Origin of the sequence: Kineococcus vitellinus, from assembly GCF_009906315.1 — a bacterium.
GTDB classification, from domain to species: domain Bacteria; phylum Actinomycetota; class Actinomycetes; order Actinomycetales; family Kineococcaceae; genus Kineococcus; species Kineococcus vitellinus.
The window spans coordinates 1-2,684 of record NZ_JAAALL010000429.1 but is presented as its reverse complement, the minus strand read 5'-3'; the positions used below and the strand labels follow the sequence as shown (position 1 = coordinate 2,684).

Annotated in this window: 3 protein-coding genes; 2 read left to right on the top strand and 1 reads right to left on the bottom strand. The window is 80.4% G+C overall.

Annotated features, from left to right (window positions below):
* Positions 1–173: 173 nt before the first annotated feature.
* Entirely contained in the window at positions 174–359 is a 186-nt protein-coding gene (gene rpmB / locus GTQ99_RS21980; protein WP_166617816.1) for a 50S ribosomal protein L28, read from the bottom strand.
* Positions 360–544: 185 nt separating this feature from the next.
* On the opposite strand from rpmB, the gene GTQ99_RS21975 reads away from it, so the two are divergent.
* Positions 545–1,297 carry an ATP-binding cassette domain-containing protein gene (locus tag GTQ99_RS21975; protein ID WP_166617815.1) on the top strand — a complete coding sequence of 251 codons (753 nt, stop codon included), beginning with the start codon at positions 545–547 and terminating at the stop codon, positions 1,295–1,297.
* On the top strand, positions 1,294–2,684 hold a 1,391-nt coding region (locus GTQ99_RS21970; RefSeq protein WP_205708005.1), incomplete at its 3' end, for a DUF6297 family protein. The genes GTQ99_RS21975 and GTQ99_RS21970, both read left to right, overlap by 4 nt.

Genomic DNA, 2,684 nt, shown 5'->3' with positions numbered 1-2,684 from the left:
CGTCGACGGCGCTCCCGCCGCGGTGCGCGGCACCGGCTGGGACCACTTCGCGCCCGGGGGCTGAGGCGCGGCGCCCGCGGGACCGCGAGCAGCGGGCCGGCGGGAGCGGGCCCGGACGCACTGCGGGGCCGGTCCCGGGAGGGACCGGCCCCGCAGGAGGCTCGTGCGCCGCGTCAGCGCGTGACCTTGCCCGCCTTCAGGCAGGAGGTGCACACGTTGAGCCGCTTCGGGGAACCGTTGATGGTGGCCCGGATCCGCTGGATGTTCGGGAGCCACATGCGGTTGGTCCGCCGGTGCGAGTGCGAGACGCTCTTGCCGAAGCCAGGGCCCTTGGCGCAGATGTCGCAGGTGGCAGCCACGGGGAACTCCTGAAGTCGAACGGAAGGGGAACGGCGACCCTGTGCGGGACGCCGGCGGGTGCCCGGGACCCGGACACCGCCGACAACGATAGCCGACCGCGGGCCGTGCGGGCGAACCGGCCGAGCCGCCGCCGCGCCACCGCCGCGCCGCCGCTGCACCGGGGCCGGGCGGTAGCCTGCCGGGCGTGGACGAGCCGGGCGCACCGCGGCGCCGCGGGCCCCGGCCCGCGGCGCGTCCGCCGCGCGAGGTCGTCCTCTCCCTGGAGCAGCTGCTCGTGGGCTACGGCGCGCCGGTGTGCGCCCCCGTCGACGTCGACGTCGCCGCCGGTGAGGCGCTGTGCCTCGTGGGGGCCAACGGCGCCGGCAAGTCGACCGTGCTGCGCGCCGTCGCCGGCCTGCTCGAACCCCTCGGCGGGCGGGTGCGCCTGCGGGGGGCGCCCGTCGACGAGCGCTCGGCGGGCTTCCGGCGCGAGGTGGCCTGCGTCTTCGACGAGGACGCCTGGTTCGCGGAGCTGTCGGTGGCCGAGCACCTCGAGCTCGTCGCCCGCGGGCACGGCGTGCGCGACGTCGTCGGCGCCGTCGACGCGGAGCTGGCGGCGCAGCGCCTCGCCGACGCCGCCGACCAGCTGCCCGTGTCGCTCTCCAGCGGCCAGAAGCGCCGGCTGCTGCTGGCCGCCGCGCTCGTGCGCCCGCGGGCGCTGCTGCTGCTCGACGAGCCCGAGCAGCGGCTGGACCCGCCCGGCCGCGAGGCGCTGGCCGAGCGCCTGGTGGCCGAGCGCGACGCCGGCACGGCCCTCGTGCTGGCCACCCACGACGTCGTCCTGCTGCGCAGGGTCGCCACGCGCGCCGTCGTCGTCGACGACCGCCCCGACGGCGGGCCGTGCCGCGTGGTCGACGCCGAGGAGGCCGCCCGCGTCGTCAGCGACCCCGTCCGGTGAGCGCCTCGCCGGGCGGGCGGGCCGGTGCGCGGACCGGTGCGCTGGTCGGCCCGCCGGCCGGCCTGCCGCTGCCGACGCGGCGCGAGCTCGTGCGCGAGGCCGCGCCCTCGCGGGCGGCGCGCGGGCTGCGCGCCACCCTCGTCGACACCTACACCACGCTCCTGCAGGTCGGCATCGCCTCCCTGCTGCTGCTGGGCGGCAGCTCCTCGCTGCGCCAGGCGCTGCGGGCGGGGCTGTCCTCCGGCGGCGACGGGCCCGGCTGGTCGCCGCAGACCTCGGCCGTCCTCACCGCCGTCGGCGTCTCGTGCAGCGTCATCGCCTTCGGCCTCGCCGCGTGGTGCCGGCTGGGGCCGGTGAGCCTGCCCACCGCGCCCACCGCCTGGTGGACCCCGCTGCCCGTGGCGCGCGCCGACCTGCTGCGCCCCGTGCTGCGCACCCGCGCGCTGGGCAGCGCGCTGGCGGGCGGCCTCCTGACGGCTTGGACCTCCTCGGTGGCCCTCGGCGTCGGCGGTGAGCTCACGGCCGCGAGCGCGGCCGCCGGGCTCGGCGGCGGCTTCGCCGTCGGCGCCGGCGCGGCGGCCGCGGGCTACCTGCTCCTGGTGCGCCCGGCCGTCGGCGCGGGCGTGGACGCGCTGCTGCGCGCCGGGCGGCTGCTGGACGGCCTCGGCACCGCCCTGCTGCTCGCGCTGACCGCCTCCGCCCTCGCGCGGATCGCCGTGGACGCCCTGCACCCCGACGCGCTCGCGGCGCCGGCCGCGCTCGTCGCGGTGCTCGCCCTGGCCGTCGTCGCCGTGGCCGGCCGCCGCTCCTGGCGCGACGTCGACCGGGTGCCCTCGCCGTCGCTGCGGCGCGGCGCCGCGCGGCTGGAGCGGCTCACCTCCTCCCTGCTGCAGCTGGACGTGCGCGAGATGGGCCGGGCGCTGGCCGCGGACTCCGCCGGGCGGGTGGCCCGGCGGGCGCGGCTGGCGGCGGTGCGCGGACCCGTCGGCGCGGTCCTGGCCGCCGACGTGCTGCTGCTGCGCCGCCAGCCGCGCCGCCTCGCCACCGCGGGCGTCCTCGTCCTCGTGCCGCTGCTGCTGGCGGCGGGCACGTCCGCGCACCGCGCCGTCGCGGCCCTGCTGCTGTGGGCGGCCGGGTACGCGGCCGCCACGACGCTGTCCGAGCCGGCGCGCGGCCTGGTGCTGTCGCCCGCCGCCGCGCGCACGCTGCCGCTGTCGGCGACGACCCTCGCCCTCGTGCGCTGGGTGCCGGTGGCGGTGGCGATGGCGCTGTGGGGCGCGCTCGCGGTGCCGCTGGCCGCCTCGACCTCCGGCCTGGTGCACGGCGGCGGGGGGGCGGCCTGGTGGTCCTGGGCGCTGCTCGGGCTGCTGGCGGGCCCGGGGTGGGC